23 protein-coding genes and 1 riboswitch are annotated in these 26,816 nt (G+C 75.6%); of the genes, 12 read left to right on the top strand and 11 right to left on the bottom strand.

Going from position 1 to position 26,816, the window contains the following annotated elements:
• Positions 1-39: 39 nt before the first annotated feature.
• On the bottom strand, positions 40-2,202 hold the full coding sequence (locus tag ACI79F_RS07345) for an acyltransferase family protein (protein ID WP_456545796.1): 2,163 nt from the start codon (positions 2,200-2,202) through the stop codon (positions 40-42).
• A gap of 342 nt (positions 2,203-2,544) precedes the next feature.
• Between ACI79F_RS07345 and ACI79F_RS07350 the strand changes: the two genes are divergently transcribed.
• From ACI79F_RS07350 to ACI79F_RS07365, 4 genes are all read left to right on the top strand, one after another.
• The gene (locus ACI79F_RS07350) at positions 2,545-3,324 is read left to right on the top strand and encodes an SGNH/GDSL hydrolase family protein (RefSeq protein WP_456545795.1); all 780 of its coding nucleotides are present in this window, start codon (positions 2,545-2,547) and stop codon (positions 3,322-3,324) included.
• A gap of 62 nt (positions 3,325-3,386) precedes the next feature.
• The gene (locus tag ACI79F_RS07355) at positions 3,387-4,610 is read left to right on the top strand and encodes a 5-(carboxyamino)imidazole ribonucleotide synthase (RefSeq protein WP_456545794.1); all 1,224 of its coding nucleotides are present in this window, start codon (positions 3,387-3,389) and stop codon (positions 4,608-4,610) included.
• A gap of 22 nt (positions 4,611-4,632) precedes the next feature.
• Entirely contained in the window at positions 4,633-5,148 is a 516-nt protein-coding gene (gene purE, locus ACI79F_RS07360) for a 5-(carboxyamino)imidazole ribonucleotide mutase (RefSeq protein WP_456545793.1), read from the top strand.
• A gap of 39 nt (positions 5,149-5,187) precedes the next feature.
• On the top strand, positions 5,188-6,357 hold the full coding sequence (locus ACI79F_RS07365) for an acyl-CoA dehydrogenase family protein (protein WP_456545792.1): 1,170 nt from the start codon (positions 5,188-5,190) through the stop codon (positions 6,355-6,357).
• 33 nt (positions 6,358-6,390) lie between these two features.
• On the opposite strand, the gene ACI79F_RS07370 is transcribed toward ACI79F_RS07365, so the two are convergent.
• Genes ACI79F_RS07370 through ACI79F_RS07380 form a run of 3 tightly spaced genes read right to left on the bottom strand, consistent with a single transcriptional unit; the run spans position 6,391 to position 10,858 of the window.
• Positions 6,391-7,284 carry a universal stress protein gene (locus ACI79F_RS07370; protein ID WP_456545791.1) on the bottom strand — a complete coding sequence of 298 codons (894 nt, stop codon included), beginning with the start codon at positions 7,282-7,284 and terminating at the stop codon, positions 6,391-6,393.
• Complete coding sequence (locus tag ACI79F_RS07375) at positions 7,281-8,420, bottom strand: acetate/propionate family kinase (RefSeq protein ID WP_456545790.1); 1,140 nt, start codon at positions 8,418-8,420, stop codon at positions 7,281-7,283. The genes ACI79F_RS07370 and ACI79F_RS07375 overlap by 4 nt, the downstream gene beginning before the upstream one ends.
• Complete coding sequence (locus ACI79F_RS07380; protein ID WP_456545789.1) at positions 8,417-10,858, bottom strand: phosphoketolase family protein; 2,442 nt, start codon at positions 10,856-10,858, stop codon at positions 8,417-8,419. Before ACI79F_RS07380 ends, ACI79F_RS07375 begins: the two co-directional genes overlap by 4 nt.
• 265 nt (positions 10,859-11,123) lie before the next feature.
• On the opposite strand from ACI79F_RS07380, the gene ACI79F_RS07385 reads away from it, so the two are divergent.
• The gene (locus ACI79F_RS07385) at positions 11,124-11,630 is read left to right on the top strand and encodes a hypothetical protein (protein WP_456545788.1); all 507 of its coding nucleotides are present in this window, start codon (positions 11,124-11,126) and stop codon (positions 11,628-11,630) included.
• Positions 11,631-11,769: 139 nt separating this feature from the next.
• Here the strand turns inward: ACI79F_RS07385 and ACI79F_RS07390 are convergent, their stop codons facing one another.
• Both ACI79F_RS07390 and ACI79F_RS07395 read right to left on the bottom strand, forming a co-directional pair.
• Positions 11,770-12,792 (bottom strand): zinc-dependent alcohol dehydrogenase family protein, encoded by a 1,023-nt coding sequence (locus tag ACI79F_RS07390; RefSeq protein ID WP_456545787.1) that lies wholly within the window; start codon positions 12,790-12,792, stop codon positions 11,770-11,772.
• A gap of 306 nt (positions 12,793-13,098) precedes the next feature.
• Positions 13,099-14,091 (bottom strand): LysM peptidoglycan-binding domain-containing protein, encoded by a 993-nt coding sequence (locus ACI79F_RS07395; protein ID WP_456545786.1) that lies wholly within the window; start codon positions 14,089-14,091, stop codon positions 13,099-13,101.
• A 7-nt stretch (positions 14,092-14,098) separates the two neighbouring features.
• A riboswitch (cyclic di-AMP (ydaO/yuaA leader) is annotated at positions 14,099-14,251 on the bottom strand.
• A 247-nt stretch (positions 14,252-14,498) separates the two neighbouring features.
• Here ACI79F_RS07395 and ACI79F_RS07400 point away from each other — a divergent pair.
• The 3 genes from ACI79F_RS07400 to ACI79F_RS07410 are packed head-to-tail and all read left to right on the top strand — an operon-like array spanning position 14,499 to position 18,026.
• Entirely contained in the window at positions 14,499-15,092 is a 594-nt protein-coding gene (locus tag ACI79F_RS07400; RefSeq protein ID WP_456545785.1) for a TetR/AcrR family transcriptional regulator, read from the top strand.
• Positions 15,093-15,098: 6 nt separating this feature from the next.
• A complete protein-coding gene (locus tag ACI79F_RS07405; protein WP_456578892.1) occupies positions 15,099-17,267 on the top strand; it encodes an MMPL family transporter in 2,169 nt (722 codons plus the stop codon).
• Between the two features lie 33 nt (positions 17,268-17,300).
• The gene (locus ACI79F_RS07410; RefSeq protein ID WP_456547325.1) at positions 17,301-18,026 is read left to right on the top strand and encodes an SGNH/GDSL hydrolase family protein; all 726 of its coding nucleotides are present in this window, start codon (positions 17,301-17,303) and stop codon (positions 18,024-18,026) included.
• A 13-nt stretch (positions 18,027-18,039) separates the two neighbouring features.
• Here ACI79F_RS07410 and ACI79F_RS07415 read toward each other — a convergent pair whose 3' ends face one another.
• Genes ACI79F_RS07415 through ACI79F_RS07430 form a run of 4 tightly spaced genes read right to left on the bottom strand, consistent with a single transcriptional unit; the run spans position 18,040 to position 21,202 of the window.
• On the bottom strand, positions 18,040-18,864 hold the full coding sequence (locus ACI79F_RS07415; protein WP_456547326.1) for a DUF1028 domain-containing protein: 825 nt from the start codon (positions 18,862-18,864) through the stop codon (positions 18,040-18,042).
• 17 nt (positions 18,865-18,881) lie between these two features.
• Positions 18,882-19,550, bottom strand: coding sequence for a CoA transferase subunit B (locus ACI79F_RS07420; protein ID WP_456547327.1), 669 nt, complete (start codon positions 19,548-19,550; stop codon positions 18,882-18,884).
• The gene (locus ACI79F_RS07425) at positions 19,547-20,353 is read right to left on the bottom strand and encodes a CoA transferase subunit A (protein WP_456547328.1); all 807 of its coding nucleotides are present in this window, start codon (positions 20,351-20,353) and stop codon (positions 19,547-19,549) included. Before ACI79F_RS07425 ends, ACI79F_RS07420 begins: the two co-directional genes overlap by 4 nt.
• A gap of 45 nt (positions 20,354-20,398) precedes the next feature.
• Positions 20,399-21,202: a TIGR03089 family protein gene (locus ACI79F_RS07430; RefSeq protein WP_456547329.1), complete on the bottom strand. Its 804-nt coding sequence runs from the start codon at positions 21,200-21,202 to the stop codon at positions 20,399-20,401.
• Positions 21,203-21,283: 81 nt separating this feature from the next.
• On the opposite strand from ACI79F_RS07430, the gene ACI79F_RS07435 reads away from it, so the two are divergent.
• Genes ACI79F_RS07435 through ACI79F_RS07450 form a run of 4 tightly spaced genes read left to right on the top strand, consistent with a single transcriptional unit; the run spans position 21,284 to position 24,989 of the window.
• Entirely contained in the window at positions 21,284-21,829 is a 546-nt protein-coding gene (locus ACI79F_RS07435; RefSeq protein ID WP_456547330.1) for a phosphatase PAP2 family protein, read from the top strand.
• A gap of 2 nt (positions 21,830-21,831) precedes the next feature.
• On the top strand, positions 21,832-22,863 hold the full coding sequence (locus ACI79F_RS07440; protein WP_456547331.1) for a decaprenyl-phosphate phosphoribosyltransferase: 1,032 nt from the start codon (positions 21,832-21,834) through the stop codon (positions 22,861-22,863).
• Complete coding sequence (locus ACI79F_RS07445) at positions 22,856-24,223, top strand: FAD-binding protein (RefSeq protein ID WP_456547332.1); 1,368 nt, start codon at positions 22,856-22,858, stop codon at positions 24,221-24,223. The genes ACI79F_RS07440 and ACI79F_RS07445 overlap by 8 nt, the downstream gene beginning before the upstream one ends.
• A gap of 10 nt (positions 24,224-24,233) precedes the next feature.
• Positions 24,234-24,989, top strand: coding sequence for a decaprenylphospho-beta-D-erythro-pentofuranosid-2-ulose 2-reductase (locus tag ACI79F_RS07450; protein WP_456547333.1), 756 nt, complete (start codon positions 24,234-24,236; stop codon positions 24,987-24,989).
• Between the two features lie 123 nt (positions 24,990-25,112).
• Here ACI79F_RS07450 and ACI79F_RS07455 read toward each other — a convergent pair whose 3' ends face one another.
• Positions 25,113-26,681 (bottom strand): LCP family protein, encoded by a 1,569-nt coding sequence (locus tag ACI79F_RS07455; RefSeq protein WP_456547334.1) that lies wholly within the window; start codon positions 26,679-26,681, stop codon positions 25,113-25,115.
• Positions 26,682-26,816: the final 135 nt, after the last annotated feature.

The following is a 26,816-nucleotide window of genomic DNA, read 5'->3' on the forward strand; positions in this document are numbered from 1 at the left end:
CTAGGAGGCGACGAGCGGGGGCCGGCCCGGCCCCGCCGGTCAGACGATCCCGGTCAGGGCCTCCTGCAGCGGGCCGGCCAGGCTCAGCGCGAACGTGTCGGTCATGTGGTTGTCCCGGTAGACCAGCACGTTGCCGATGACCGCGGGGCAGACCTCGCTGTTGCACAGGTGCGCCGTCAGGTCGAGCACGTGGACGCCGTCCATGCCCTCGGCGGCGGCGACCAGCGGGTCGGGCTGGTCGTCGACCCCCTCGGCGCGGGGGATGACGCACTCGCTGCTGTCCGGGCCGTGGCGCTCGACGCACTCGGGGCCGACGAAGGACGGCGTCGGGTTGTCGCGGATCACCAGGATCGGGATGCCGGCGGCGACCAGCGGACCCCACAGGTCGCGGTAGCCCTGCACCTGCTGGTCGAAGGACTCCCACCGCCAGGAGTGGTCCTGCGCGTAGCCGGCCGGGTTCATCGCGGAGGTGACCACGGCCCGCGGGTGGATCTCCAGGATCTGGTCCCGGGTGATCGCGTTGGCCTCGGTGCAGTCGACGTCGACCCGCTCGCCCTGGATCGAAGGCGCGGCACCGAAGGGGCACCCGTTGCGGGCCATGCTCTGCAGCCGCCAGCCCTGCGCCTGGGCGATCTCGTCCAGCGGGGTGCTGTACTGCCCGGCGTGCGAGTCGCCCGTCAGGACGACCGTGAACCGGGAGCTCGTGTCGCCGTAGACGCAGGCGTCGCGGTCCATCGTGCGCGGGTCGTAGACCGGGCACTCCTCGTCGTCGACCAGCGGACGGTCGGCGTCGGCGACCGCGGGGTCGGGGATGATCGGGGCGCTCGCGGCCGGCAGGTCCTCGGGCAGGACCTCGGCGCCACCCGGGTGGTCGGCGTCGAGCCGCTGGTCGGCCAGCTGCGCCTGCCGGTGGTCGACGTACAGCCACGGGCCGAGCCCGGCCGCCACGCTGGCGGCGACCAGCAGCGCGCCCAGCCGGAAGGCGCCGCGCGTGGGGGAGCCGCCGTGGCGGGTGCTCCGGCCGCTGCGGAACGGGGCCTCCACGAACCGGGTCGACACCCAGGCCAGCGCGATCGAGACGCCGAGCAGCACCAGGCACTCGACCTTGGTCGGCGGGTGCAGGACGAGGAAGCCGTGGAAGACGATGACCGGCCAGTGCCACAGGTACAGCGAGTAGCTGATGTCGCCGACGAACGTGGCCGGGCGGGTGCTGAGCAGCCGGGACACCGAGGTCTGCCCGGCGGCGTCCGCGGGCGTGCCGACCATGATCACGAACACGGTGCCGAGCACCGGGACGACGGCGATCCAGCCCGGGAAGGCCATCTCGGTGGTGAAGAGGTACGCCGACGCGGCGATCGCCGCGATGCCGACCCAGCCGGCGGCCTCGCGGACGGCGCGCGGCAGCCGCAGCCGGGTGCCCGCCAGGGCGAGCAGGCCGCCGGCGGTCAGCTCCCACATGCGGGTGGTGGTGGCGAAGTAGGCGACGTCGTGGTCGGTGACCGAGAACCACACGGAGTGGACCAGCGAGGCGACGGTGACCAGGACCATCCCGGCGACGATCAGCGCCATCCGGGGGCGGGCCAGGCGGCCGGCCAGCCAGACGAGGGCGATGATCAGCACCGGCGCGACGAGGTAGAACTGCTCCTCGACCGCCAGCGACCAGAAGTGCTGCAGCGGCGAGACGGCCTCGGTCGCGGCGGCGTAGCCGTCGCTGAGCGCCAGCGCCCAGTTCTGGACGTTGAGCGCGGAGGTGATCAGGTCCCTGCCGGTGTCGCCCCACCGGCTCAGCGGCATCAGGACGATCGTCGCGGCCATGACGGCGAGCAGGACCAGCGCCGACGCGGGCAGCAGGCGCCGGATGCGCTTGGCGTAGAAGGACCGCAGCGAGATCGTGCCGGTCCGCGCCGCCTCGCGGCCGAGGGAGCCGACGATGAGGAAGCCGGAGATCACGAAGAAGACGTCGACGCCGACGAAGCCGCCGCGCAGCACGTCGGGCCGCAGGTGGTAGACGACCACGAGCAGGACGGCGACGGCGCGCAGGCCCTGGATGTCCAGCCGCGGCGCGTGGCCGGCGGCCTTCCGCGGGGCCTCGGCCCGGGGTGCCGTCGGAGTCGGGGCGGCCGTTGAGGCCTCCGGCGCGCGGGGCGCCGGGACGGCGGGGAGCGGCCGGGTGGACGGATCGAGGACCTGGGTGTCGTGCACGCGCGTCTGAGCCCCCGTCGGGAAGTGGTCGGCAGCCGGCGGAAGCGCGGCCCAGTATCGGCAGTGACGTGCAGTATCTGAAGGCGTGCGTTCCGTTGCTTCTGCCGAAAATTAGCAGCCGCGGCGCGCGTCGCCCGTGGTGAAACGCTCCGTCACCGGTGCCCCCCACCACCAGCCACACGAGTCACAATCCCGCGCGGCTGACCTCGGCATATGGCGCCAACGAGCCCGGCCGGGACGGGCTCTCGCGGCGTGTCGCGGCCGCCCGCGGCGCTCCCGGACGGCCAGGTGACGCACAGCTGATCGGTCGCGACTCCCCGTCGCGGGCCCGACGCTGGACGGGTGACCGCACCGCTGCCCGCGCTCGTGCCCCGCCGGATCCGGGCCGTCGCGGGCGTGCTCGCGGCGGTCGCCCTGCTTGCGGGGCTCACGGCCTGCGCGCCGGCGGCCGCGGAGCAGGCGGCGGCCACGCCGGACGCCTCGCCCGCGGCCGCCCCCCGCGAGGCCACCGGCGCGGCGGGGACCGCGCCGACCGACGCGCTCGCGTCGACCAGCCGGCCGCCGAAGCGGGTGGCGCCGGTCCTCACGTCCTTCGCCGTGGTCGGCGACTCGATCACCGCCGGCGGCGCGGTGATCGACGGCGCCGTCGTCGCCGGCGGGGCCTCCTGGGTGCCCGCCGCCGACGCCGCCACCGGGCTGCGGCTGGTCGACGGCTGGGCGGTCCCGGGCGCGAGGACGACGGACATGCTCGCCGGGGTTCCCCCCATGGCCGCCGACGTGCTGGTCGTGATGGCCGGCACCAACGACGTGATGCAGGTCCGGCCCTGGGAGGAGTCCGCGGCCGCGCTGGAGGGGATCGTGGCGACCGCCGGGGCGCGGCGGGTGGTCGTCGTCGCGATCGCCCCCAACGACGTCGTGACCCCCGCGCGGCAGCAGTACGACGCGGCGCTGGCCCGGCTCGCGGCCGCGCGGGGCTGGACCCACGTCGACCCGTGGGGCGCCGCCGACGCCGGGGACGGCACGTGGGTCCCCGGCGCCTCGGCCGACGGGGTCCACCCCGAGGCCGCGGTGGCCGCCGAGGCCGGACGGCGGATCGGCGCCGCCCTCGCCGCTCTGCGCTGACCGACCGCGTCCCGGCACGGCCGGCCGGGTGGATCGGGCCGCCGACTAGCCTCGCGGGCGCCATGACTGCCCGCTCCGCTGCCGCCGCCCCGGTCGACGCCCGCACCGGCCTGCCCGTCGTCGCCATGGTGGGCGGGGGGCAGCTGGCCCGCATGACCCACCAGGCCGCGATCGCGCTCGGCCAGTCCCTGCGGGTCCTGGCCACCGACCCCGCCGAGTCCGCGGCCCTGGTCGCCGCCGACGTCCGGCTGGGCGACCACCGCGACCTCGACGCGCTGCGCGCCGTGGCCGAGGGCGCCACCGTGGTCACGTTCGACCACGAGCACGTGCCGACCGGGCACCTGCAGGCGCTCGAGGCCGACGGCGTCCGCGTCGCGCCGGGGTCGGCCGCGCTGGTGCACGCGCAGGACAAGCTCGTCCTGCGGCGGGCCCTCGCCGAGGCGGGGGAGCCCCAGCCGGCCTGGGCGGAGGTGGCCACCGACACCGGGATCGCCGACTTCGCCGGCGCCAACGGCTGGCCGGTGGTCCTGAAGACCCCGCGCGGCGGCTACGACGGGCACGGGGTGTTCGTCGTCGACGACGTCGCCGCCGCGCTCCCGCTGCTGGAACGGCACGGCACCCTGCTGGCCGAGGAGCGGGTGGACATGGTCCGCGAGCTCGCCGTGCAGGTGGCCCGATCGCCGTTCGGGCAGGTCGCGGTGTGGCCGGTGGTGGAGACGGTGCAGCGTGACGGGATCAACACCGAGGTGCTCGCGCCGGCGCCGGGCCTGGACGACGCCACCGCCACCGCCGCCCAGGAGCTGGCCATCCGGATCGCGCAGCGGCTCGGCGTCGTCGGCCTGCTGGCGGTCGAGCTGTTCCAGACAGCCGACGGCGTGGTGGTCAACGAGCTCGCGATGCGGCCGCACAACTCCGGGCACTGGACCATCGAGGGCGCCCGCACCAGCCAGTTCGAGCAGCACCTGCGCGCCGTCCTGGACTACCCGCTCGGGTCGACCGCGATGACCGCGCCCGTCGTGGTCATGGCGAACGTGCTCGGCGGCGACGCCGCCGAGCCCGGGTGGGCCGGGCCCCCGCTCGACGAGCGGGTGCACCACCTCATGGCGCACTGGCCCGACGTCAAGCTGCACTGGTACGGCAAGGGGCAGCGGCGCGGGCGCAAGCTCGGCCACGTCACCGCGCTCGGCGAGGACCTGGCGACCGTCCGGGCCCGCGCGGTCGCCGCGGCCCGGTACCTGGCCGACGGCGTCGTCGACCCGGCGTTCGCGTTCCCCGAGGAGCACTGAGAGAGGAGCGCTGAGGAGCAGCGTGAGCGATCCCCTGGTCGGCATCGTCATGGGCAGCGACTCGGACTGGCCGATGATGCAGCCGGCCGCCGAGGCGCTGGCCGAGTTCGGCGTCCCCCACGAGGTGCACGTCGTCTCCGCGCACCGCACCCCGCGCCGGATGCTCGAGTACGCCGAGTCCGCCGCCGGCCGCGGGCTGCGCGTGGTGATCGCCGGCGCCGGGGGAGCGGCCCACCTGCCCGGGATGGTCGCCGCCGCCACGCCGCTGCCGGTGATCGGCGTGCCGCGCCCGCTGGACCGGCTCGACGGCCTGGACAGCCTGCTGTCGATCGTGCAGATGCCGGCCGGGGTGCCGGTGGCCACCGTCTCGATCGGCGGCGGCCGCAACGCCGGGCTGCTCGCCGTCCGCATCCTGGCCGCCGCCGACGACGCGCTGCGCGCCGCCGTCGAGCGCTTCCAGGCGGGCCTCGCCGAGTCGGTGCTCGCCCGGGACGCGGCGCTGCAGGAGCGGCTGGCGAGCGAGGTCACCCCCCGCTGAGCGGCCGCACCGGTCCGTGGAAGTCCTAGCATCGACGCCGTGAGTGGCACCGGGCTGTACCAGCTGACCGAGGAACACGACGCGATCCGGACCGCGGTCCGCGAGATCGCCGAGCGGGAGATCAAGCCGTTCGCGGCCGAGGTGGACGCCGAGTCGCGCTACCCGATCGAGGCGCAGAAGGCGCTGACCGCCGCCGGGTTCCACGCCACGCACATCCCCGAGGCCTACGGCGGCGAGGGCGCCGACGCGATCGCGACCTGCATCGTGATCGAGGAGGTCGCCCGGGTCGACGTCTCCGCCTCGCTCATCCCGGCGGTGAACAAGCTCGGCTCGATGCCGATCATCCTGTCGGCGTCGGAGGACCTGAAGCAGAAGGTGCTGCCGAGCATCGCGTCGGGCCAGGCGATGATCAGCTACGGCCTGTCCGAGCGCGAGGCCGGCTCCGACGCCGCGGCGATGCGGACCCGCGCCCGCCGCGACGGCGACACCTGGGTGCTCAACGGCACCAAGGCCTGGATCACCAACTCCGGCGTCTCCGAGTGGTACACGGTCATGGCCGTCACCGACCCGGAGAAGCGGGCCAACGGCATCTCCGCCTTCGTCGTGCACCGCGACGACCCGGGCTTCGAGGTCGGCCCGAAGGAGAAGAAGATGGGCATCAAGGGCTCGCCCACCTGCGAGCTCTACTTCACCGACTGCACCATCCCGGCCGACCGGATCATCGGCGCCGAGGGCACCGGCTTCAAGACCGCGCTGCGGACCCTGGACTTCACCCGCCCGACCATCGGCGCGCAGGCGGTCGGCGTCGCCCAGGGCGCGCTGGACGCCGCCGTGGAGTACACCCGCGAGCGCAGGCAGTTCGGCCGCGCGATCAGCGACAACCAGGGCGTGCAGTTCATGCTCGCCGACATGTCCATGCAGATCGAGGCCGCCCGGCACCTGGTCTACGTGGCCGCCGCCCGCGGCGAGGCCGCCCACGACGGCGGCAAGGTCGACCCCGACCTGGGCCGGCTGTGCGCCGCGGCCAAGGCGTTCGCCTCCGACGTGGCGATGAAGGTGACCACCGACGCCGTCCAGCTGTTCGGCGGCGCCGGCTACACCTCCGACTTCCCGGTCGAGCGGATGATGCGCGACGCCAAGATCACCCAGATCTACGAGGGCACCAACCAGATCCAGCGCATGGTGATCGCCCGCAGCCTCCTGAAGTAGCCGGGACCCCACCGGGCGGGGCGGACGGCGGCGTCACCGCGCCAGCGGGACCACGGCGATCGGGCAGGCGGCCCGGTGCAGCAGCCCGTGGGTGGTCGACCCGATCCGCGCGAGCCGGCCCCGCTGCCGGTGCCCCACGACCAGCAGCTGCGCGGTGGCCGCCGCCGCGAGCAGCGCGGCGGCGGCCCGGTCGTGGGCGAGCGTCCCGGTGATCCGCACGCCGGGCTCGCGGTCCCGCCACGGGGCGACGGCGTCGGTCAGCTGCTGCCGTTCCACCTCCTCGACGCCGCTCCAGTCGACGAGCGGCCCGAATCCGCCGACGGCGGCCTCGATCCGCGGCTCCCGCCACGCGTGCACCGCCGCCACGTCGGTGCCGCGGGCGGCGGCCTCGGCCACGGCGAAGGCCAGGACCTCGTCGTCCCCGGGGCGGCCCTCGACCCCCGCGACGACGGGCCCCGTCTCCGCTCCCGTCCCGCCCCACTCGTCGGGCAGGGCGATCACCGGGCACCGCGCGCCCTGGACCACCGCGCCGGCGGTCGACCCGAGGAGCAGCCCGGGCAGCCCGTCCATGCCGCGCCGGCCGACCACCACGAGCGCGGCGTCCGCCGACAGCGCCAGCAGCCCGTCGACCGGGTGGTCGTCGACCACCGCCGCGCTCACGTCGGGCAGCCCGGTCCGCTGCCGCACGGTGCCGGCGGCGGCCTCCACCAGCAGCGTCGCGCTCTCCGCGAACCGTTCGCTGACCTCGCGCGAGGCGATCGGCAGCGCGTCGCCGGACCCCTGCCACGGCGTCACGTGCACGACGAGCAGGCCCACGCCGCGGCGGCGGGCGGCCTCCGCGGCGTAGACCGCGGCCTGCACCGACGGCTCCGACCCGTCGACGCCCACGACCACCCGCCCGCCCGCCGTCCCGCTCCGCCCGGTCACCCGCCGCCTCCGTCCGCACGCGCCGCGCCGTCGTCCGCCGCCGGCCGCAGCACCGCCAGCACCTGCCGGCGGATCTCCAGGTCCTCCCGCGCCGTGACGACCACGGTGCGCACCGCCGCACCCGGCGCGGTGACGTCGGCGTCGGCGCTCGCGGCGCGGTTGCGTTCCCGGTCCACGTCGACCCCGAGGTGGACCAGCCCGTCGGCGGCGGCCTCCCGCACCTGCCAGGCGTGCTCGCCGACGCCGCCGGTCAGCACGAGCAGGTCCAGCCCGCCGGCGGCCGCGGTCATCGCCGCGATCTCGCGGACCAGCCGGTGCCGGTAGACGTCGAAGGCCAGAGCGCAGTCGGGGTCCCCGGCCGCCCGGCCGGCCAGCACCTCCCGCAGGTCGCCGGAGGTGCCCGACAGCCCCTTCAGCCCGGCGTGGTGCTCGAGGACGTCGGCCAGCTCGGCCTCCGGCACGCCGCCGCGCTCCAGCAGCCAGAGCAGCAGTCCGGGGTCGAGGGTGCCGGGGCGCGTGTTCATGACCAGCCCGGCCAGCGGGGTGAACCCCATGGTCGTGTCGACCGACCGCCCGCCGACCACGGCGGCCAGCGAGGCGCCGGCACCGAGGTGGGCCGACACGATGCGCAGCTCCTCGACCGGCCGGCCGACCAGTTCGGCGCCCCGGCGGACGGCGTGGGCGTGGCTGAGGCCGTGGAAGCCGTACCGGCGCAGCCCCCAGCGGGCGTTCCACTCCCGGGGCAGGGCGTAGGTCCGCGCCGCGGGCGGCAGGCCGGCGTGGAAGGTGGTGTCGAAGCACGCCACGGCCGGCGCGCCGGCGAGCAGGTGGCCGGTGGCCCGCATGCCCGCCAGCGCCCGCGGGTTGTGGATCGGCGCGAGGTGGCTGATCGCGCCCAGCTGGGCGACCAGGTCGTCGTCGATCCGCGCGGGGCCGGTGTGCCGGGGCCCGCCGTGCACCACGCGGTGGCCGACGGCGTCGACCGGGCCGCAGGTCGCGAGGAACGTGGCCAGCGGTGCCAGGTGCTCCTCGCCGGCCCAGCCGTCGACCGTCGTCCCCGCGGTCACCGCGCCGTCCTCGTCCAGGCAGCTGAGCTTCAGGCTGCTGGAGCCGGCGTTGACCACGAGCACCCTCATCCCGCCGACGGCTCCCGCAGCGGATCGGCACCGGGGGTCTGCGGACCGCGGACCGGGGACCACTGCCAGTCGCGGATCTCGGGCAGGTCGATGCCGTGGGTGCGCACGTACCGCCGGTGCTCGATGAGCCGGTTGGTCAGCGCCTCCCGCGCGTGCCCGGCGGTGTCGCGCAGGCGCGGGATCCGGTCGATCGCGCTGATCGCGAGGTTGAAGCGGTCGATCCGGTTCATCACGCAGATGTCGAACGGCGTGGTGGTCGTGCCCTCCTCGACGTAGCCGCGGACGTGGACGTTCGCGTGGTTGGTGCGCCGGTAGGTCAGCCGGTGGATGAGCCACGGGTAGCCGTGGTAGGCGAAGACCACCGGCTTGTCCCGGGTGAACAGCGAGTCGAACGCGGCGTCGGACAGGCCGTGCGGGTGCTCGCGCTCGTCCTGCAGCCGCATCAGGTCGACCACGTTGACCACCCGGATCCGCAGGTCGGGGAAGAAGCCGCGGAGGACCTCGACCGCGGCCAGCGTCTCCATCGTCGGCACGTCGCCGGCGCAGGCCATGACGACGTCGGGCTCGCCGCCGGCGTCGGTGCTGGCCCACTCCCAGATGCCGATGCCCTTGGTCGCGTGCACCACGGCCGCGTCGGCGTCCAGGTACTGCAGCTGCGGCTGCTTCCCCGCGACGATCACGTTGACGTACTGCCGGGTGCGCAGGCAGTGGTCGGCCACCGACAGCAGCGTGTTCGCGTCCGGCGGCAGGTACACGCGGATGACGTCGGCCTTCTTGTTGACCACGTGGTCGATGAAGCCGGGGTCCTGGTGGGAGAAGCCGTTGTGGTCCTGCCGCCACACGTGCGAGGTCAGCAGGTAGTTCAGCGAGGCGATCGGGCGCCGCCAGGGGATCCCGTTCGTGGTCTTCAGCCACTTGGCGTGCTGGTTGACCATCGAGTCGACGATGTGGACGAACGCCTCGTAGCAGGAGAAGAACCCGTGCCTGCCGGTGAGCAGGTAGCCCTCCAGCCAGCCCTGGCAGGTGTGCTCGGAGAGGATCTCCATCACCCGGCCGCCGGGCGCGAGGTGGTCGTCGCCGGGCAGCCGCTCGGCCATCCAGGCGCGGTCCGTGGCCTCGAGCACCGCGCCGAGCCGGTTGGAGTTGTTCTCGTCCGGGGCGAACACCCGGAAGTTGCTCGTGTTCGCCCGCACGACGTCGCGGAGGAACTCCCCGAGGACCCGCGTGGACTCCACCGCCCCGGTGCCGGGGGCGGGGACGTCGACGGCGTAGTCGCGGAAGTCCGGCATCCGCAGCGGGGTCAGCAGCTGCCCGCCGTTGGTGTGCGGGTTCGCGCTCATCCGCCGCGGGCCTGCGGGGTGCAGGTCGCGGACCAGGGGGACCGGCGCCCCGGACTCGTCGAACAGCTCCTCGGGTTGGTAGCTGCGCAGCCACTCCTCGAGGACCGCGCGGTGGCCGTCGTCGTCCCGGGCGTTCGCGAACGGCACCTGGTGCGACCGCCAGGTGCCCTCGACCTGGAGGCCGTCCACGACCGCGGGGCCGGTCCAGCCCTTCGGCGAGGCGAGCACGATCATGGGCCAGCGCGGCCGGTCGCGGACGCCGTCCTCGCGGGCCCGGCGCTGGATGTCGGCGATCCGGTCCAGGCAGCGGTCCAGGGTGGCGGCGAACTGCTGGTGCATCGTGGCCGGGTCGTCGCCCTCGACCAGGTACGGCTCGTGGCCGTAGCCGCGCATCAGGTCCAGCAGCTCCTCCCGCGGGATGCGGGCGAGCACCGTCGGGTTGGCGATCTTGTAGCCGTTGAGGTGCAGGATCGGCAGCACGGCGCCGTCGGTCACGGGGTCGGCGAACTTGTTGGCGTGCCAGCTGGTGGCCAGCGGGCCGGTCTCGGCCTCGCCGTCGCCGACGATGGCCGCGACCACGAGGCCGGGGTTGTCGAAGGCCGCGCCGTAGGCGTGGGACAGCGCGTAGCCGAGCTCGCCGCCCTCGTGGATGGAGCCCGGCGTCTCCGGCGCCACGTGGCTGGGGATGCCGCCGGGGAAGGAGAACTGGGTGAACAGCCGCTCCATCCCGGCGGCGTCCTGGGAGACCTCCGGGTAGACCTCGCTGTAGGTGCCCTCCAGCCAGGCCGCCGCGACCGGACCCGGCCCGCCGTGCCCGGGGCCCATCACGTAGAGCATGTCCAGGTCGCGGGCGCGGATGGCCCGGTTGAGGTGTGCGTAGACGAAGTTCAGCCCGGGCGTGGTCCCCCAGTGCCCCAGCAGGCGCGGCTTGACGTGCTCCGGGCGCAGCGGCTCCCGCAGCAGCGGGTTGCCCATCAGGTAGATCTGCCCGACCGAGAGGTAGTTCGCCGCCCGCCACCAGGTGTCCAGTGCGGTCAGCTCGTCGGCGGGCAGCGGATCGGTCACGGCACCGGGGCGTGCCGTCGCGACGACGTCCATGGCGCGATCCCACCGGACGTCGTCCTGCCTCGGCAACCGAGGACGACGCGGGCGCGCCGAGGTGGCTGCCGCGGACGGGCGCGCTCGGCCCAGCCCGGATCCGCGGCCTCTGTGGCGTGCCGGCGGCGAGGCGGATGCCCTGGCGTCCCGTCCCGTCCCGTCGCGATGCGGGCCGAGCACGGACAGGCTCAGCGTGGGCGTTGGCCGGGGGCGGCGGGCCGTGCCAGGCTGAGACGCCCGTCCGCCGTCCGACCGGAGGCCGCGCATGGACTCGACCCGTCCCCCCGACCCCGCCGAGCCCGCGTCCCGCCGAGGTGCCGTGGTCGGCTTCGGCGAGCCCTACGAGCAGGACGGCCTCAGCGTCATCACCGCGACGGTCTCCCGGGCGCACACCGCGACCCGCCGCGCCGGCCGGCCGCAGGAGGCGGGCCTCGACGCCGAGATGGCCGGGACCCGTCCCCTGGGGGCGTTCGTCGTCCGGGGTGGACGGGTGCGCTGGCAGCCGGCGGTCGACCTGACCCGGGTGATCACCACGGCGGAGTGGGTGGTCGGGGGCGTGCTCGTCGCCCGGCGGCTGGCCGCCCGCCCCAGCGGGGCGAAGGCGGTGGTGCAGATGGGCCCCGGTGGCTGGGTCAGCATGAAGGGCGGGGCCATGGCGGTGCGCCCGGCGCGTCGCCTGTGGCGGCGCACCCGGCCCGCCCCGCCGGCTCCCCGGCGGCCGTGGTGGGCCCGGCTGCTCTCGGCGAAGGCCCTCCAGTCCCTGGTGGGGTGACCCCTGCCGCCCCGCGGGTCAGCGCAGGGGCGCCGCGCCGCCCTCCGTCACGGACACGGTCCGGCCCAGCGGGTGGCGGTGCCAGTGCGTGCACGCGCCGGGCGTGACGTGCACGAGGTCGGCGCTGACGTGGCGGGTGTCAGACGGTCAGCAGGGTCTTGATCGCGCGGCGCTCGTCCATCGCGCGGTAGCCCTCGGCGGCCTGCTCCAGCGGCAGGGCGAGGTCGAAGACCCGGCCCGGGTCGATCGCGCGGTCGGTGATCCGGCCGATCAGGTCGGGCAGGAACCGGCGCACGGGCGCCGGCCCGCCGTGCAGGTGGACGCCGGAGAGGAACAGCTCGTCGCCGGGCAGCGCGACGTCGTGGGCGACGCCGACGTAGCCGACGTGCCCGCCCGGCCGGGTGGCCCGGACGGCCTGCATCATCGACTCCTGGGTGCCGACGGCCTCGATCACCGAGTGCGCGCCGAGCCCGCCGGTGAGCTCCCTCAGCTCGGCGACGCCCTCGTCCCCGCGCGTGGTGATCACGTCGGTGGCGCCGAACTCGCGGGCGAGGCGCTGCCGGTCGGCGTGCCGGCTGAAGACGACGATGCGCTCGGCGCCGAGCTGCTCCGCGGCGAGGACGCCGAGCAGGCCGACGGCGCCGTCCCCGACGACCGCGACCGTCTTGCCGGGCCCCGCCTCGGCGGCCACGGCGGCGAACCAGCCGGTGCCGAGCACGTCGGAGGCGGCCAGCAGGGAGGGGACCAGGTCGGCGTCCGGCGTCTCCGGGGTGGCGACGAGCGTGCCGTCGGCCAGCGGGACGCGGGCGTACTCGGCCTGCGTGCCAATGGCGCCCATGGGGTGGGCGTGCACGCAGCGGGACTGGTAGCCGGCCCGGCAGATCTCGCAGGTGTTGTCGGAGGCGAAGAACGAGCCGACGACGAACTGGCCGGGCCGCAGGGTCGACACCTCGCCGCCGACCTCCTCGACCACGCCGACGTACTCGTGGCCCATCGGCGCCGGGCCCGCGACCGTCTCGGCGCCGCGGTAGGGCCACAGGTCCGAGCCGCACACGCAGGTGGCGGCCAGCCGGATGACGGCGTCGGTGGGCTGCTCGATCCGCGGGTCCGGGCGGTCCTCGACGCGGACGTCGCCGGGGGCGTGGAGAACGGCTCCTCGCATGGGTGGGTGCTCCTCGTGCTGTGGGCTGGTGGTGCGTCGGTGCCCACGGAACGCCCCGGGACGCGTGCGCGGGAGGTCGGGTCCCTGGGGGTACGGCCACGCCCCCCACCGGCGACAGGCGGCCGCACCACACCGCCGAGCCGGGCACCCCGGCCGAGGACGGGCGCGCGCTGCTGGCCGGCTGGGCGGCCACCGCGCAGCAGGTGCGCGACGCCGCCGACGCGACCTGGCCGGCGCCCGCCGCGGGACGACGACGGCCGCCCGGTCCAGGGACCGGGCGGCCGTCGTCGCGCAGTGCTGCCGGGCTCAGCCCCGGTAGTTCACGTGCACGTGGTCGAAGTGGTTGGCGGTCGCGCTGCCGCGGTTCTCCATCGCCTTCCAGGCGCCGCCCGGCGAGGTGATGATCCGCTGCTGCCAGATGACGTACTCCACGCCGAGCTCGTCCCAGTGGTCCAGGTGGTACTGGGCGATCGCGTCGCCGAGGCCGGCGTTCGACATGACCATGTAGTCGATGGCCAGGCCGGAGGGGTGGCCGCCCGGGTCGACCGCGCTGGCGCGGGTGCCGCCGAGGGTGATGGACGCGGCGCCCGGGACGTTGGACACCACCGCGTTCGCGGCGTTCTGTGCCTGCGGCTTGATCGCGCCGGCGGTGTTGCTGATGTGCGCGATCGCCGAGGCGACCTGGGCGACGGGCGCCGGAGCGGGCTCCGGAGCCGGCGCGGGGGCCGGGGCCGGGGCGGGCGCGGGGACCGGCGCCGGGGCGGGCGCGGGGGCCGGGGCCGGCGCCGCCTCGGGGGCCGGAGCCGCCTCCGGGGCCGGCGCGGCCTCGGCGGTCGTCTCGGCCAGCGGGGCCGAGTCGCCGGCGGGGCCGGTCGTCGCCGGGGCCTCGGGCGCCGCGCCGGTCAGGGCGAGCACCTGCCCGGGGTAGATCCGGTTCGGGTCGGCGCCGATGACCACGACGTTGCGCTGGTAGAGCTCGCGCCACGGCTGGTCGAAGGAGGCGGCGATCCGCGAGACGGTGTCACCGCGCTCGACGGTGTAGGTGCCGTCGGGGGCGGCGTGCCGGCCGTAGGTGTCGGTGGTGTCCCGGTAGGTCTCCGGGGAGGCCGACGACGAGTCGGCCCAGGTGTGCGGCCGCTCGTGGGTCTCGCCGCCGGTGTGGTCGGGGGTGGTGGGGGAGGCCTGGGCCGCCGGGGTGCCGAGGACGCCGAGCCCGATGAGGGTGGCGCCGGCGGCGATGGGCGCCCGGGAGAGGGCCTTCTTGGTGCGGACATAACGGGCTGCGCGGTGCTTGGACACGGGTGCTGTGATCTCCGATCACCGCCGGTGAGGTGAGCTGTCGGGTTCGGGCGATCGGTGCCCGGCCGCGTGCTGCGGCTTCACCCCGAGGCGTGCGTGCACGCCGTGGAACCGGTGGGTCCCCCACCCCTGCCCCAAGGGATGTCGGAGACGGCCGGTGGGCAGGGTTGGGCGGCCCGGCCGTCACGCCCTCTGTGCGGAGCGCAGCCAAGACGCTACGAGTCGTCATGTCGACTGTCGTCGTGACGCAGATCACTTCTGGCGAACCGGGCAGTTCGACACGGCGTGTTGCCAAACCGTGATGAAACCCACCGGCCACGCGTTCGGGCGCGGCGGGTGACCCACCTCACCCGACCGCTTCGGCCGGTTTACCGACCGAATCGGTCGGTCACGCCTACCGTGGAGGCGTGGCGCGACCGTTCCGGCAGCAGGTGGACGAGGGGATCCTCGACCGCGCCGCGGCGCTGTTCGCCCGCCGGGGCTTCGCGAAGACGTCGGTGCAGGACGTGGCCGCCGCCGTGGGGCTGTCCAAGGCGGGGCTGCTGCACCACTTCCCGAGCAAGGACGCGCTGTACGAGGCCGTGCTGTCGCACGCCGAGGGGATGGGGCGCCGGGTCGGGGGCGCGGTGGCGGACCTCCCGCCGGGCCGCGAGCGTGACCTGCGGGCCCTCGAGATCCTCGTGGACCTCGCCCTGGCCCACCCCGGCATCGTCGCGCTGATGCTCGCCCCGGCCACCGACCCCAGGCCCGCTCCCGAGGAGCCGGCGGCGGCGAGCGCGGAGGTGCTGCGCGCCTTCGGCGTCGATCAGGAGAGGGCGGAGCCCGAGCGGCTCGTCCGCGTCGTCGGAGCCCTCGCCGCCCTGGCCGTGCTCACGCTGGCGGCCCACGCCGAGGACGCGACCACCGCGTGGCGGCCGCACATCGTCGCCACCTGTCTCGACGCGCTCGGCCACCGCCGTCCCGCCGCCCCTCTCCCCGCACCCCACCAGGTGGAGGCCTGATCCCGCATGGCTGTCCTGTTGTCCCGACTCGGGGCCCTCTCGCACCGGCACCGGCTGCCGGTCGTGCTCGTCTGGCTGGTGCTGCTCGTCGGGGGAGGCGTCGGTGCCGTGACGCTCTCCGGCGAGACCACCGGCAGCTTCTCCATCCCCGGCCAGGAGTCGACCAACGCCCTGGAGCGGATCGACGAGCGCTTCGGCTCCGCGGCCGGCGGCGCCACGGCCCGGGTGGTGTTCGCCGCCCCGGACGGCGAGACGCTGGCGACGCCGGACAACGCCGCCGCGGTCACGCAGACGGTCGCCGCGCTGGGGGAGCTGCCCGGCGTCACCGGGGCCACCGACCCGTTCGACCCGCAGAACCCGGCTGTGAACTCGGCGCAGCCGACCATCGGCTACAGCACCGTCAGCTACGACGCGCAGCCCGGCGAGGTGACCCCCGAGCAGCGGGACGCCCTGCTGGCCGCCGTCGCCGACGCCGCGGACACCGGGCTGGCCGTCGAGGTCGGCGGTGAGGCGGTGCAGGCGCCGCCGCACGTCGGCGGCCCGGCCGAGGTGGTCGGCGTCGTCGTGGCCCTCGTGGTCCTCGCGGTCACCTTCGGCTCGCTGCTCGTCGCCGGGATGAACCTGCTCACCGCGGTGGTCGGCGTCGGCATCGGCGTCCTGGGCGTCACGATCGCCACCGGGTTCGTCGACCTGTCCTCCACGACGCCGATCCTGGCCGCGATGCTCGGCCTGGCCGTGGGCATCGACTACGCCCTGTTCATCATCACGCGGTACCGGCAGGAGCTGCGCCGCGGCGCGGACGTCGGCAGCGCGATCGGCACCGCCGTGGGGACCGCGGGCTCCGCGGTCGTCACCGCCGGCCTCACCGTCGTGATCGCCCTGGCCGGCCTCTCGGTCGTCGGCATCCCGTTCCTCACCCAGATGGGCATCGCCGCGGCGGCGACCATCGTCGTCGCCGTCCTCGTGGCGCTCACACTCGTGCCCGCCGTGCTGAGCCTCCTCGGCATGCGCGCGCTGCCCCGCCGGCAGCGCGCGGCCGGCGCCGGGGCCCCGCCGCGCGGCCGCGGCGCGCTCGCCCGGTGGGTCGCCGCGGTGACCCGGCGGCGGGTGCTCTCCCTGGTGGTCACCGTGCTGGCCCTGGGCGCGATCGCGATCCCGTTCGCCTCCATGCAGACCACGCTGGTCCAGGACCCGCCGGAGGGGTCCACCGAGGCCCGCGCCCAGGAGCTGCTCGCCGAGGGCTTCGGAGCCGGTTTCAACGGCCCGCTCGTCGTCCTCTTCGAGGGCGACGGCGCCGCGGCGGCCGCCCAGCAGGCGGTGGAGACGGTCGCCGGCACCGACGACGTGGCGCGCGCCGTCCCCGGGCAGGCGACGACCGACGGCACGGCGGCGACGCTGAACGTCATCCCCGAGTCCGGCCCGTCGGACCCGGCGACCGAGCAGCTGGTCGCCGACCTGCGCGCCGAGCTCGGCGACCTGGACGGCGTCGAGGTGTCGGTGACCGGCCAGACGGCGGTCAGCGTGGACGTCGCGCAGGCGCTCGACGAGGCGCTGCCGGTGTACCTGGTGCTGGTCGTCGGCCTCGCGCTGGTGCTGCTCGTGCTGGTCTTCCGCTCGCTGCTGGTGCCGCTGGTCGGCGTGCTGGGCTTCCTGCTCACCGTCGGCGCCTCGCTCGGCGCGACGGTCGCGGTCTTCCAGTGGGGCTGGCTGGCCGACGTCGTCAACCTCGACGACACCGGCCCGCTGATCAGCCTGGCCCCGATCCTGGTGATCGGGATCCTGTTCGGCCTGGCGATGGACTACCAGATCTTCCTGGTGTCGCGGATGCACGAGGCGCACAGCCACGGCGCCCGGCCGCTCGACGCGATCCGCACCGGCTTCCGGCAGGCCGCCCCCGTCGTCGTGGCGGCCGCGCTGATCATGTTCTCGGTGTTCGCCGGCTTCGTCCCCGCCGGCGAGGCGACGATCAAGATGATCGCCTTCGCGCTGGCCATGGGCATCCTGTTCGACGCCTTCGTGGTCCGTATGGTGCTGGTGCCCGCCGCCCTGGCGCTGCTGGGGGAGCGGGCCTGGTGGCTGCCGCGCCGGCTGGGCTGGCTGCCGCAGCTCGACGTCGAGGGCGCCGCGCTGGAGCGGACGGCGCCGGCCGAGCCCGTGCGCGCCGGCCGCAGCTGACCGCGGCCCCGCCGCGGACGAGGAGGGGGACCGATGGGGCGTTCCGGCAGGGGCGGGTGGCGCGCGCTCGTCGCCGTCCTGGCCGCCGCGGGGCTCGCCGGCTGCTCGGCGGCGTCCGGGGCGGCGACCGGGTCGCCGCCGGCCGGGTCGAGCCCGGCGGCCGGTGAGCCGACCGCGGAGCCGCAGGCGTCGGTCGACGCCGGCCCCGGCAGCCCGGTCGCGGTCTTCCTCGGCGACTCCTACACCGTCGGCCTCGGCGGCCAGGGGTACGTCACCCTCGCCGCCGAGGAGCTCGGCTGGTCGGCGCGCGGCGCCGGCCAGTCCGGCACCGGCTACGTCGCCCGCGGGGTGGCGTACTGGATGGAGCCCTTCGGCGGGCGGGTCGACGAGGTCGCCGCCGCCCGGCCCGACGTCGTGGTGGTGCAGGGCAGCACCAACGACGTCGGCCAGGCCCCGGACGAGGTGCGGGCCGCCGCCGCGGACCTGTTCGCCGAGCTGGCGCAGGCGCTGCCCGACAGCCGGCTGGTCGTGGTGGGCCCGGTGGCCGCGCCGGTCGTCGACCCCGCCGGGGTGCGGGCGATCCGCGACGCCGTCCGCGACTCCGCGGTCGCGGCCGGCCTGCCGTTCGTGGACCCGGTCGCCGAGGAGTGGCTGCAGCCCTCCGACGGCCTGTTCGCCGACGGCCTGCACCCCGACGACGACGGCTACGCGCAGATGGCGGCCGAGCTCGCCGCCGCCCTCGCCGAGCTCGGGTTCTGAGCGGGCCGCCCGATCAGTCGAGCAGCCGGGTGACCGCGGCCAGCCGCCCGTCGCCGGCCATCGCGCTGAGCCACGCCGACCAGCCCGGCCGCGACCGCATCGCCTCCAGCGCGCCCCGGGCGGCGGCCCGGTCTCCTCGGCGGGAGGCGGCCAGCGCCGCGTAGAGGTCGCGGGCGCCCTCGGGGGCGAACAGCGCCAGCAGGTCGTAGTCGCGGTCCTCGTAGGCCCGCTGCAGGTTCCGCAGCATGCGCAGCTGCGCCACCGGGTCGCCGGAGTCGTCGACGCGCAGGTCCACGCGCACGCCGTCGTCCTCCTCGGTCTCCGGCTCGCCGCCGACCACGAGCAGCGCCGCGGACTGCCGGCCGCGCAGGTCGCCACCGGCGTCCTGGCCGGCGGAGAGGGCCGCCAGCAGCCGGTCGGGCAGCGCGCCGGCGGTGACCGTGAAGGCGTGCAGCATCGCGGGCAGCACCGCGTCGGAGGCGAGCATGTTGCCCTGCACGCTGACCGCCTCGGCCACGATGTGCCCGCTGACCGGGAAGGCGCCGGGGCCGGTGTCGGCGGCGACCTCGCCGGTCACCGAGAGCACCGCCAGCTGCCGGTCGGCGTCCTCGGCCGGCGCGTGCGCCGCCCGCCGGACCAGGTCGGCCGGGGGCGTGCCCTCGGCGAGCCCGGCGAGCAGCACCCCGCCGAGCCCGCGCGGGCTGCGGGCCTGGACGGCGACCACGCCGACGCCCGGGCGGGCCCGCGGCACGGCCCGGCCGACGGCGAGGATGCAGGAGGAGACCGCGATGCCGACGTCCCCGGTCGCCGGGTCGCGCGCGACGACGGAGAAGGTCACCGGCGGGCGCCCGCTGGTCAGACGGAGGCGGGGAGCGACATCGTGGCCACGTCGTCGGCGACCGCGAGCGGGGCGCCGGTGGCGGCGACCACCTCGTCGACCTCGACGCCCGGCGCGGTCTCGCGGAGCACGAAGCCGCCCGGGGTGACGTCGACGACGGCCAGGTCGGTGACGACCCGGTCCACGCAGCCCTTGCCGGTCAGCGGCAGGGTGCACTCCTCGACGAGCTTGGGGGACCCGTCGCGGGCGACGTGCTCCATCATGATGATCACCTTGCGGGCGCCGTGGACGAGGTCCATCGCGCCGCCCATCCCGTTGACCATCTTGCCGGGGATGAGCCAGTTGGCCAGGTCGCCGCGGGGGTTGACCTGCATGGCGCCGAGGACGGCGACGTCGAGGTGCTTGCCGCGGATCATCCCGAAGGACATGGACGAGTCGAAGAAGCTGGCGCCGGGCAGGATCGTCACCGTCTCCTTGCCGGCGTTGATCAGGTCCGGGTCCTCCTCGCCCTCGAACGGGTAGGGGCCCACGCCGAGGACGCCGTTCTCCGAGTGCAGCACCACGTGCACGCCGTCGGGGACGAAGTTGGGCACCAGCGTCGGCATGCCGATGCCGAGGTTGACGTAGGAGCCGTCGGTGAGCTCCTGGGCCACCCGGGCGGCGAGCTGGTCGCGGGTCAGCGTCATCGGGCCTGCTCCTCGGTTGCTTCCTCGCCCGCCGCGGCCGGCGTGCCGGCCGAGGGGCGGGGCCGGGTGGTGCGCTTCTCGATGCCCTTGCCCTCGGTGCCGACCTCGACCACGCGGTCGACGAAGACGCCGGGCAGGTGGACGTGCTCGGGCCGGATCTCGCCGGGCTCGACGAGCTGCTCGACCTCGGCGATCGTGATCCGCCCGGCCATGCCGGCCAGCGGGTTGAAGTTGGCCGCCGACTCGTGGAACACCAGGTTGCCGTGCCGGTCGCCGATCGCGGCGCGGACCAGGCCGAAGTCGGCGGTCAGCGCGGTCTCCAGCACGTACTGCTGGCCGTCGAACTCGCGCACCTCCTTCGGCCTGGAGGTGGCGACGACGTTGCCGTCGGCGTCGTAGCGCACGGGGATCCCGCCGTCGGCGACCATCGTGCCGACGCCGGTGGGGGTGTAGAAGGCCGGGATGCCGACGCCGCCGGCGCGCAGCCGCTCGGCCAGCGAGCCCTGCGGGGTCAGCTCGACCTCCAGCTGGCCGGTCAGGTACAGCCGGGCCAGCTCCTTGTTGCCGCCGACGAACGAGCTGATGGTCTTGCGGATCCGCCCGGCGTACAGCAGGACGCCGAGGGCCTGGTCGTCCACGCCGCAGTTGTTGGAGATCGTGGTGAGGTCCCGGACGCCGGCCTGCAGCAGCGCGTCGATCAGGTTGATCGGGACCCCGCAGAGGCCGAACCCGCCGACGGCCAGCGTCGCGCCGTCCCCGACGTCCGCCACGGCCTCGCGCGCGGAGGCCACCACCTTGTCCATGCGCCGATCCACCGTCCGTCGGATGGGAGCCGGCCGGCACCCGCGTCAGGCGGGGCGGCCCAGCTCGCGGATGCCCTCGATCTTGGTGCCGAGCGTAGCCGTGACGCGTTCATCCGTGGCCCGCCGGGGCAGCCGCGAGACGTCGGGCGCGGTCACCAGGACGACGGAGGCCTGCGCGGCCAGCGGCGCCAGCAGCCACGCCACCGGACCGGCCTCGGCGGCGGTGCGGGTGTCCACGAGCACCCGGTCGCCGGCCTGCAGGTCCAGCCGGCCGGCCAGCTCGGTCGCGGTCTCCACCAGGCCGGCGAGGGTGAGCTCCAGCCCGCCGACCACCAGGCCGAGCGCGGCGGGGTCGGGCTGCTGCCAGGGGGTGAAGACGTCGCCGTGGGTGCGGACCTCGACGGCGTAGTCGCGGGCCGGCCCGGTGTAGCCGGCCATCCCCAGCCCCAGCGGGTGCAGCGACAGCCCGACGAGCTCGGGCAGGTCCAGCTCCTCCAGCGGGGGCAGCCGGCCCTGGTCGGCCAGCACGACGTCGGCGTCGGCGAGGGCGCCGTCGTCCTCGGCGGCCGGCTCCAGGACGGTGGCGCCGCAGCCCCAGGCGGCCATCAGCACGGCGGCGGTCTGCCAGTGGGCCGGCAGCACCACGGCGACCCGGCTGCCCGGCCCGACGTCGAACTCCTCCTGCAGCAGGTTGGCGGTCTTGGCCACCCAGTTGGCGAAGGTGGCCGCCGACAGCTCCACCCGGGAGGCGGCGACGTCGTCGTAGTGCGTGAGCAGCGGCGCCGCGCCCGCGCGGCGGACGGTCGCGTCGAGGAGGCCGGACGGGGTGGGTGGTCGCGAGGAGCTCACCGCACGAGAGTGCCCCGGTCGGGCCGGAAGCGCCTCCGAGCCGCCGGTGGCGGGGTCACGACACGGTTACAGTTCCTCGCGATGACTGCGACACCCGGCGGCGGTGGGTCCCCGCTCGCCCGCCTGGACCACGCGCTGCTGCGCAGCACCCGGCGGACGCTGGGGTCGACCCCCGCCGTCCCCCTGGCCCAGGGCCTGTCCCACTTCGGCGAGCACGCCCTGGGCTGGCTCGCGCTGGGCGCGGCCGGCTGGCTGTCCGGCCGGCGCCGCGCCGAGTGGGCGGCCGGGACCGCCGGGGTGGTGGCGGCGCACGCCGCCGGGGTCGTGGTGAAGCGCGTCGTCCGCCGGGTGCGGCCGCAGCTGGAGGACGTGCCCGCCCTGGTGCGCACGCCGAGCCGGCTGTCGTTCCCGAGCGCGCACAGCTGCTCGACCGCCGCGGCCGCGGTGGGCTTCGGGCCGATGGTCGGCCGCCTCCCGATGGCCGGCGTCGCGGGCGCGATGCTGGTGTCGCGGGTGCTGCTGGGGGTGCACTACCCGTCCGACGTCGTCTCCGGGGCGGCGCTGGGCGCCGGCACCGCGGCCGTCGTCCGGCGGCGGCTGGCCCGGCTCGACGGCAGGAAGGCGTGACCGTGACGATCTCCCAGCCCGGCCCCCCGGGGTCCGCCCCGCCGGACGCCGTCGTCCCGGCCGGCGCCCCGGCGCCGCCGGCGACTCCCGCGCAGCCGCCGGCGCCCCCCGCGCAGCCGGCGTCCCCGCCGCCGCTGGCCCCGCGCCTGCCCGGCTGGCGGGGCACCTTCGCCTGGGGCGTCGTGCGCTCCTGGCGGCCGCGCCAATGGGCGAAGAACGTCCTCGTGCTGGCCGCGCCGCTGGCCGCCGGCAAGGTCCTCGAGCCCGACGTCCTGGGCCCCACGGCGGTCGCGTTCGTGCTGTTCTGCCTGGCCGCCTCGGGCGTGTACCTCGTCAACGACACGATCGACGTGGAGGAGGACCGGCGGCACCCGCGCAAGCGGTTCCGGCCGATCGCCGCCGGCGTCGTGCCCAAGGCGCTGGCGATCGCGATGGCGGTGGTCTTCTTCGCCGTCGCGCTGGTCGTCGCCGTGCTGCTCACCCGCCCGGCGCTGGCCTGGGTGCTGGGCAGCTACGTGGTCATCCAGCTCGGCTACTGCCTGTTCCTCAAGAACCAGCCGGTCATCGACCTCGCGGTCGTGGCCTCGGGCTTCCTGCTGCGCGGCATCGCCGGCGGCGTCGCCGCCGGGCTCGCGCTCTCCCAGTGGTTCCTGCTGGTCGCCGCCTTCGGCTCGCTGTTCATGGTGGCCGGCAAGCGCTACTCCGAACTCGTGCTCATCGGGGACGCCGCCGCCACCCGCAAGACGCTGCAGGAGTACTCGGCCAGCTACCTGCGCTTCGTGTGGAGCCTGTCGGCCGGGGTGGCGCTGACCGCCTACAGCCTGTGGGCGTTCGAGATGGGGGAGACCCAGGAGGGCGCTCCCTGGTCGCTGATCTCGATCGCCCCGTTCGTGCTGGCCTTCCTGCTGTACGCCCGGGACGTCGACAAGGGCGCGGCCGGGGCGCCGGAGGACATCGTCCTCGGCGACCGCGTGCTGCTCACCCTCGGCGTGATCTGGGCCGCGACGATGGCCCTGGGGGTCTACGGTGTCTGACCTCGAGCCCACGACGCTCACCGGCTGGGGGCGCACCGCGCCCACCCCGGCCCTGCTGGACCGGGTGCACGACGAGGCCGAGGTCCGCAAGGTGCTCACCGAGGCGCGCGGCTCCGGCGCCCCGAGGGGCGTGGTGGCCCGCGGGCTGGGCCGCAGCTACGGCGACGCCGCGCAGAACGCCGGCGGCCACGTGCTCGACATGACCGGCTCGGACCGGGTGCTGGACGTCGACCTGGCCGCCGCGGAGGTCGAGGTCGAGGCGGGCATCTCCCTCGACCGGCTGATGAACCTCTTCGTGCCGCTCGGCATGTTCGTGCCCGTCACCGCCGGCACCCGCTACGTCACCGTCGGCGGGGCGATCGCCGCGGACATCCACGGCAAGAACCACCACGTCGCCGGCAGCTTCTCCCAGCACGTGCGGTGGCTGGACCTGCTGACCGCCGACGGCCAGGTGCGCCGGGTGGGCCCCGACGCCGACCCCGACCTGTTCTGGGCGACCGCCGGCGGCATGGGCCTGACCGGCGTGATCCTGCGGGCGCGGGTGCGGATGAAGCCGATCGAGACCTCGCGGTGCCTGGTCGACACCGACCGCACGCCGGACCTCGACGCGCTCATGACGCTGCTCGCCGAGACCGACCACCTCTACGACTACTCGGTCGCCTGGATCGACTGCGTCGCCAAGGGTGCCCGCATGGGCCGCTCGGTGCTCACCCGCGGCCGGTTCGCCCGGCGCGACGAGCTGCCCGCGCGCCGGCAGGCCGACCCGCTGCGCTACTCCGGCTCGGTGAAGCTCTCGGTGCCCGACGTCTTCCCGCCCGGCCTGCTCAACGTCGCCACGGTGTCGGCCTTCAACGAGCTCTGGTACCGCAAGGCGCCGAAGCGGAAGCGGGACCAGCTGCAGAGCATCCCGACGTTCTTCCACCCGCTGGACGGGGTGGGCGCCTGGAACCGGATCTACGGCCCCCGTGGCTTCGTGCAGTACCAGGTCACCGTGCCGTTCGGGCACGAGGAGACGATGCGCCGGGTGCTCGAGCGGATCGCCACCTCCGGGCACGCCTCGTTCCTGGCGGTGCTCAAGCGGTTCGGCGAGGGCAACCCCGGCATGCTGTCCTACCCGTCCCCGGGCTGGACGCTCGCGCTGGACATCCCCGTCGTCGCGGGCCTGGCCCGGCTGCTCGACGAGCTCGACGAGCAGGTGGTCGAGGTCGGCGGGCGGACCTACCTGGCCAAGGACTCCCGCGTCCGGCCCGAGGTCTTCGCCCGCATGTACCCCCGGCTGGCGGAGTTCCGGGCCGTCCGCGCCCGCGTGGACCCCGACGGCGTCTTCACCTCCGACCTCGCCCGCCGACTGGAACTGTGAGGCTCCCGCTGTGATCGACGCGCTCGGCTCCGTCGGCTCCCTGCTGCTCGTCGGCGGGACGTCGGACATCGCGGTGGCGACCGCCCGCCGCTACCTGCAGGAGCGGCCGCTGCGGGTCGTCCTCGCCGCGCGCGACAGCGCCCGGCGCACCGCCGTGGCCGAGGAGCTGCGCGCCGCCGGGGCGACCGTCGAGGTCGTCGACTTCGACGCCGACGACCCGAAGTCGCCCGAGCGGATGGTCACCGAGGCCACCGCCGGCGGGGACGTCGACGTCGCCGTCGTCGCCTTCGGGCAGCTCGGCGAGCAGGAGCGGCTGGCGCACGACCCCGACGCCGTCGCCGCGCTGGCCCGGGTCAACTACGTCGCGCCCGTCGTCGTCGGCACCGTCCTGGCCGAGCGGATGCGCGCGCAGGGCCACGGCGCGATCGTCGCGCTCTCCTCCGTCGCGGGGGAGCGGGCCCGGGCGTCGAACTTCGTCTACGGCTCGACCAAGGCCGGGGTGGACGCGTTCTTCAGCGGCCTGGCCGACTCCCTGGCCGGCACCGGCGTCTCCGTGCTCGTCGTCCGGCCCGGCTTCGTGCGGTCGAAGATGACCGAGGGCCTGCCGGAGGCGCCGCTGGCGACGACGCCGGAGGCCGTGGCCGAGGCGATCGTCACCGGCGTCCGGAAGGGGCGGCACACCGTCTGGGTGCCCGGCGCCATGCGCTGGGTCATGAGCGGGCTGCGGCACACGCCCCGCGCGGTCTTCCGCAAGCTGCCCATCTGAGGCGAGGACCACGTCCCCCTCCCGCCTCGCTCCGCTCGGCGCGAGCCTCTGGACGTGGCCGAGAACGCCCCCCCGTTCGCGGGCTCGCGGCGGGCCCCCGCGAGGGGGACGGCGCCGGCCGTCCTACCGGATGCAGCTCGTGTCGTCGGCGGTGCGCACGTCCTCGCCGACGACCTCCTCGGGCGCCGGCTGCGGGGTGGTGGCCACCCCGACGCCGTTGAAGTCCGAGCCGAGCACGAGCTGCACGGTGCCGGCCTCCAGCGACCCGTCGAGCCGGGTCACGGCGCCGGGCACGGCGGCGGCGACCGTGGCCGCCGCGGCCTCGTCCCCGGCGGCGTGCAGCACCAGCGTCTGGGTGTGGTCGCTGTCGTCGGCGTTGCCGGTCTCGGCGATCCGGAACCCGGCCGCGGCGAGCTCCTCGGACGCGCTCGCGGCCAGGCCGGAGACACCCGAGCCGTTGAGCACCGCGACGCTCACCGTGGCGGGGTCGACGGTCGCCGGCGGCTCCGCGGGCTCCCCGCCCGGCTCCTCCGGCTCGGCCGACAGCTGCGCGAAGAACCGGTGCAGCGTCTCCTCGTCCTCGAGCCGGATGATCGACCGGTCCTGGTCGTCGCGCTCGTTGCCGATGTAGGGCACCGTCTGGAAGACGATCCGGTCCAGCTGCACGGACTGCATCTGCTGCGCGAGCTGGAACAGGTCCAGGTCCTGGTCCACGGTCAGCGCCCGGGAGGCGGCCTCCACGAGCTGCCGCTGCCGGCCGAGGTCGAACAGCACGTTGCTGGACACCATGTTGCGCAGCACGCCGGCCATGAAGACCTGCTGGCGGATGATCCGGTCGTAGTCGCCGCGGCCGTCCTCGCCGAGGTTGTGCCGCTGGCGGACGAACGCGAGCGCGTCGGCGCCGGAGATGGTCTGCGGGCCGGCGGGGAAGTAGGCGCCGGAGTACTCCCGGTCGTCGACGGCCTCGCACAGGTTCACCTGCACGCCGCCGACGATGCTGGTGAGCTCGAAGAAGCCGAGCAGGTCGACCTCGGCGTAGTGGTCGATCTGCAGGCCGGTGAGGTCGCTGATCGTCTGCACCAGCAGCTGCGCCCCGCCGGCCTGCCGCTCGCTCTCCGGCAGCGTGTCGTCGACGGCGCCGTACCCGTAGGCGTAGGCGGCGTTGAGCTTGTCCCAGCCGTAGCCGGGGATCTGCACGTAGGAGTCGCGGGGGAACGACACGAACGACGCGCCCGACCCGTCGGCCGGCAGGTGCACCAGGATCATCGTGTCGGTGTTGAGCCCGGAGTCGGTGCCGGCGTTGAGCTCGACGAGCTGCTCCTCGGTCAGGTCCGCGCGGCTGTCGTTGCCGACCAGGAGCAGGTTCATCGCCTCGGGCGCGTCGCCGGACTGCTCGTTGCCCGAGTCGGGGATCGCGTCGGTGCGGTTGACCGAGGCCTCGGCGATCTGGCCGAGGTACCAGCTCCACCCCGTGGTGGCCAGCAGCGCCAGGGAGAGCAGGCCGGCCAGCACCCGGGCCGCGACGGTGACCGGCCGGGTGCGGGGCCGGCCGTCGGCGCGGACGGCGTCCCGCCGGCTCCCCGCCCGGGGCTCGGGCCGGGAGTCGCGCCCGGAGCCGGACCGGCCCAGCCGCGGGTCCAGGTGGGCCGGCAGCGAGCGGTCGCCGGACCCGGCGGGCTCTCTCGGGCTCACGCAGGTCTCCTCCCGTGTCTCCCCGTGTCCTCCCGCCGGCAGCGGCCGGAGCCGGCGGGGCGGCGGGAGGTGTCGGCAGGCTAGGGGGCCCGCCGCGGCGGCGGGGCCTCCGCGCGCGCGACACGGGACGGTTGG

It is taken from the genome of Blastococcus sp. SYSU D00868, from assembly GCF_054050575.1.